At 61.7% G+C, this 4,575-nt stretch carries 5 protein-coding genes and 2 pseudogenes; 5 read left to right on the forward strand and 2 right to left on the reverse strand.

What is annotated here, in order from left to right; translation table 11 throughout:
- Together FTV42_RS17895 and FTV42_RS15445 are read right to left on the reverse strand one after the other, a co-directional pair.
- Positions 1–315: pseudogene (locus FTV42_RS17895) on the reverse strand (plasmid recombination protein); the annotation flags it as partial.
- Positions 316–774: 459 nt separating this feature from the next.
- Positions 775–1,074, reverse strand: coding sequence for a hypothetical protein (locus FTV42_RS15445; protein WP_010904468.1), 300 nt, complete (start codon positions 1,072–1,074; stop codon positions 775–777).
- A 181-nt stretch (positions 1,075–1,255) separates the two neighbouring features.
- On the opposite strand from FTV42_RS15445, the pseudogene FTV42_RS17695 reads away from it, so the two are divergent.
- From FTV42_RS17695 to FTV42_RS15460, 5 genes and pseudogenes are all read left to right on the forward strand, one after another.
- Positions 1,256–1,897 (forward strand): annotated as a pseudogene (locus FTV42_RS17695) (MobA/MobL family protein); the annotation flags it as partial.
- A 106-nt stretch (positions 1,898–2,003) separates the two neighbouring features.
- Positions 2,004–2,414, forward strand: coding sequence for an IncQ-type mobilization protein MobB (locus FTV42_RS17700; RefSeq protein ID WP_010895877.1), 411 nt, complete (start codon positions 2,004–2,006; stop codon positions 2,412–2,414).
- Positions 2,390–3,367: a DNA-primase RepB domain-containing protein gene (locus tag FTV42_RS17705; protein ID WP_373682963.1), complete on the forward strand. Its 978-nt coding sequence runs from the start codon at positions 2,390–2,392 to the stop codon at positions 3,365–3,367. Before FTV42_RS17700 ends, FTV42_RS17705 begins: the two co-directional genes overlap by 25 nt.
- A gap of 67 nt (positions 3,368–3,434) precedes the next feature.
- Complete coding sequence (locus FTV42_RS15455; protein ID WP_010895879.1) at positions 3,435–3,671, forward strand: hypothetical protein; 237 nt, start codon at positions 3,435–3,437, stop codon at positions 3,669–3,671.
- 65 nt (positions 3,672–3,736) lie between these two features.
- Positions 3,737–4,575, forward strand: an 839-nt coding sequence (locus FTV42_RS15460; protein WP_180039166.1) for a helicase RepA family protein, incomplete at its 3' end; no start/stop codon positions are given.

Genomic DNA, 4,575 nt, shown 5'->3' on the forward strand with positions numbered 1-4,575 from the left:
AAGTCGCCAGTCGTCTAACCGACGACTGGTAGCAGGCCCGCTCCGATGCGGCGCACTAACCATCGAAACCTCGTGAATGTCGGTATCCTGTCTGGCAGGATACCGCTCATTTCCCTTGTTCAGTTCATCGCCGTCGCCGAGCATCTGAATTTTCGGCATGCGGCCAAGGCACTTGGTATCAGCCAGGTGATCGTTGTCCGGTGTGCGCTCCTGATCGGCGTTCGGCGTCTCGCGGTCGCGGTAGCAGTGCTGCAACGCAGCCGCCACCGTGCCCATGCTGTTGAGCTTCTTCGCCCTCATGATCGCAAACGCCATCCGTCCCCCGGCGCAACTGTCACGCCCCCGGCGTAACTGTCACGCCCCCCCGGCGTAACTGTCACGAACCCCCGGCGTAACTGTCACGCCCCTAAACCTGCAAACCCAGGAAGGGGGGGAGCTGGTGGGGTGTTGGAAAAATCCATCCATGATTATCCAAGAATAATCCACTAGGCGCGGTTAACAGCGCCCTAGTGGGGCACTGTTTGCCCTTGCTTAAAATGCCGGCCAGAGGCCGGATAACTTCTCTATCCGCTGCGCTAGGCTACACACCGGCCCCACCCGCTGCGCGGCAGGGGGAAAGGCGGGCAAAGCCCGCTAAACCCCATACCAAATCCCGCGGGAATACGCTGGAGCGATTTTAGCCGCTTTAGCGGCCTTTTCCCTACCCGAAGGGTGGGGGCGGTGTGCAGCCCCGAAGGGGCCATTCAGGGGCCATTCTGACCGCTTTGCGCTTGGCTATCCTTGCGGCTCCGGCTGACCATGCTCCTGTGGCTGCTGTTTCTGCTTGGGTGGAAGTCCGAACAGTGCCCGATCATGGTCGCGCTCTAGGTAGCTGTCCAACCCATCGAGCAGGCGCTGTTCTGGCCACTCGCCGTTTTCAACTTTGCCGAGTATCCATGCACCTACCAGCACTTTGCGCCGGGTGTTTTCCTTGCGCTTTTGCTGCTGCTCCCGTGCTCTGATCCGTTGGATCTCGGCGTTGATTCGTGCCCGTTGTTCTTCCAGCTTGGCGAGCCGTTCCGCTGTTTTTGCCATTTTGATAATCCTCTTGGTTATGTGCTTGTCATTATGCTATCATCGGAGCACAGACACCGCAAACCCCGACCGTCATTTTACGGGAGGGCGCACTTACCGGTTTCTCTTCAAGAAACTGCCCTGGGGGCACCCCTTCGGGGCTGTGCGCTCTCCGAGGGCCATTGCATGGAGCTAAACCCCTATGGCCATCTATCACCTTACGGCCAAGACCGGCAGCCGGAACGGCGGCCAATCGGCCAAGGCGAAAGCCGATTACATCCAGCGGGAGGGCCGTTACTCCCGCGACCGTGAAGAGGTGCTGCACACCCAGTCCGGCCACCTGCCCGAGTGGGCCGAGCGTCCCGCCGACTACTGGGACGGTGCCGACCTGTACGAGCGGGCCAACGGTCGCTTATTCAAAGAGATTGAGTTTGCCCTGCCGGTCGAACTGACCCTAGATCAGCAGCGGGAGCTGGTGGACGAATTCGCCCGGCATCTGACTGAGGGCGAGCGCCTGCCGTATACGCTGGCCATCCATGCCGGTAACGGTGAGAACCCCCATTGCCACTTGATGATCTCCGAGCGGAAGAACGACGGTATCGAGCGCCCGGCTGACCAGTGGTTTAAGCGGTACAACGGCAAACAGCCAGAGCGGGGCGGGGCGCAGAAGTCCGAGAGCCTGAAGCCCAAGGCATGGCTTGAGCAGACCCGCGAGGCATGGAGCCACTACGCCAACCGCGCCCTTGAACAGGCCGGGCACGAGGCCCGCATTGACCATCGCACCCTTGAGGCGCAGGGCATTGAGCGCTTGCCGGGCATCCATCTTGGCCCTAACGTGGTGGAGATGGAGAGCCGGGGCATCCGCACCGAGAGGGCCGATATCGCCCTAGCCATCGACACGGCCAACGGCCAGATCATCGACTTACAAGAATACCGGGAGGTTATCGAGCATGAGCGCGATAGACAGAGTGAGGAAATCCAGAGGGATCAACGAGTTAGCGGCAGAGATAGAGCCGCTGGCCCAGAGCATGGCGACACTGGCGGACGAAGCCCGGCAGCGGATCGCCGAGGTACAGCAGGCCAGCGAGGAGCAGGCCGCGAGCTGGACGAGCCAGCAACAGCAAGCCATGAGCGCATGGCGGCAGGCAGCAAAGGACATGAGGGCAGCCGCAGGGGAACTGGCCAAGGCCGGCCAGACGGCCCGGAGCGCCGCCCGTGGCTGGACATGGAGGTTGTGGGCCGGGGTCTTGATCGCTTCCGTGATGCCTATTCTGGCGCTGCTGATCGCATCATGGCTTTGGCTGGAGCCGCAAATCATCGAGCAACAGGGGAGCATATGGCTGATTTTCAAGCTCAAGTGAAAGGTGACCGCACCGCGCAAGCCATCGCCCGGCAGCTCAAGGCCATGGGCTGCGACCGGTACGACATCGGCATACGGGATGCCGCCAGCGGCAAGATGATGAACCGGGAATGGACACCGCAGGAAGTGCAGCAGAACGCCGCCTGGCTCAAGCGCATGAATGCCCAGGGCAACGATATTTACATTCGCCCCGCCGAGCAGGCCCGGCATGGTCTGGTGCTAGTTGACGACCTCAGCAGCGACGATCTGGACGCCATGAAGCAGGAGGGCCGGGAGCCTGCCGCCATCATCGAGACCAGCCTCAAGAATTATCAGGCATGGGTGAAGGTGGCTCAGGATGCCCCAGCAGATCATAGGGGCGTAATCGCCCGGAAGCTGGCCCGGGAGTATGACGCCGACCCGGCAAGCGCCGACAGCCGTCACTATGGCCGTCTGGCAGGCTTTACCAACCGCAAGGACAAGTACACCAGCCGCACCGGCTATCAGCCGTGGGTGCTGTGCCGGGAGTCCAGCGGCAAGAGTGCCACCGCAGGGCCGGAGCTGATGCAGCAGGCCGGGCAGGTGTTGGACAGCATCGAGCGCCGACAGGAACGGACGGCACGACTGGCCGAGATCACCGCCCCGCAGAGTGTGCGTCGGTATCGCCGCAGCGTCGTGGACGACTACCGCAGCGAAATGGCCGGGCTGGTCAAGCGGTACGGTGATGACCTCAGCAAGTGCGACTTCATCGCGGCCATGAAGCTGGCCAGCAAGGGCCGGGAGCCGGACGAGATCAGCAAGGCCATGGCCGAGGCTAGCCCCGCTATCATGGAGCGCAAGGCGGGCCATGAGGCCGATTACATCAAGCGTACGGTGCAGAAGGTGATGGAGCTTCCGCAGGTGCAGGAGGCCCGCGCCGAGCTGGCGAAGCAGACCCAGAAGCAGCGCAGCAAGGGGCCAGATTTAAGCATGTAATGCTTGTTTTGATAAAACAAAACTGCTATATTGTCAAAACAATTTGACTTTATAGTAGGATTAAAAAATGGATATAGGAAAGGCAAAAGAGTATTTTGGGCTTGGATTGATTCAGGGTGCCGTGGTGAGATCGTCAAGTGTTCTGCATAACGGGTGGACTATCGAGCTGAGCGGCAACATTGGCAGCGCACAACCTACCTTACACACCGCCAGAGGTGATGTGCGGCAGTTCAAGACACTGGATGCGGCGGCCAAGGTCGTGCGAGAAATTGGGCTGCGAGAGTGGCGTGTTATCACTGACTAGGCGGCGCATGGCGGGGATGCCCCGCCAGCGCCTGACCATCAACCGCCTGCAAAGGAGGCAAACCAATGGCTACTCATAAGCCTATCGATATTCTGGCGAGCTTCACAGAGTTACCGCCGCCGATTGACTACGTACTGCCCAACATGGTGGCCGGTACCGTGGGGGCGCTGGTGTCCCCCGGTGGGGCCGGCAAGTCCATGCTGGTTCTACAGCTGGCCGCACAGATCGCAGGCGGCCCCGACCTGCTGGACGTGGGAGAGCTGCCCACCGGCCCGGTGATCTACTTGCCCGCCGAAGACCCGCCCACCGCTATACATCACCGCCTGCACGCATTGGGGGCGCACCTGACCGACGAGCAACGGCAAGTCGTGGCTGACGGTCTGCTAATCCAGCCGCTGATCGGCAGCCTGCCCAATATCATGGCCCCGGAGTGGTTCGACGGCCTCAAGCGCGCCGCCGAGGGCCGCCGCCTGATGGTGTTGGATACGCTGCGTCGGTTCCATATCGAGGAAGAGAACGCCAGTGGCCCCATGGCGCAGGTGATTGGCCGCATGGAGGCCATCGCCGCCGATACCGGGTGTTCTATCGTGTTCCTGCACCATGCCAGCAAGGGCGCGGCCATGATGGGCGCAGGCGACCAGCAGCAGGCCAGCCGGGGATCGTCCGTGCTGGTGGATAACATCCGCTGGCAGTCCTACCTGTCCGGCATGACGGCCGCCGAGGCCGAGGAATGGGGCGTGGACGACTCACAGCGGCCCTATTTCGTCCGCTTTGGTGTCAGCAAGGCCAACTATGGGGTGCCGTTCAAAGACCGCTGGTTCAGGCGGCATGACGGCGGGGTGCTCAAACCCGCCGTGCTGGAAAAGCAGCGCAAAAGCAAGGGGGGGCGCCGTGGTGAAGCCTA

Origin of the sequence: Acinetobacter sp. YH16052 (genome assembly GCF_013417155.1) — a bacterium.
Lineage (GTDB): Bacteria > Pseudomonadota > Gammaproteobacteria > Pseudomonadales > Moraxellaceae > Acinetobacter.

Excerpts from the sequence above, each read along its gene's own strand:
- FTV42_RS15445 (WP_010904468.1), bottom strand. The coding sequence starts at position 1,074 with ATGGCAAAAACAGCGGAACGGCTCGCCAAGCTGGAAGAACAACGGGCA.
- FTV42_RS17700 (WP_010895877.1), top strand. The coding sequence starts at position 2,004 with ATGAGCGCGATAGACAGAGTGAGGAAATCCAGAGGGATCAACGAGTTA.
- FTV42_RS17705 (WP_373682963.1), top strand. The coding sequence starts at position 2,390 with ATGGCTGATTTTCAAGCTCAAGTGAAAGGTGACCGCACCGCGCAAGCC.
- FTV42_RS15455 (WP_010895879.1), top strand. The coding sequence starts at position 3,435 with ATGGATATAGGAAAGGCAAAAGAGTATTTTGGGCTTGGATTGATTCAG.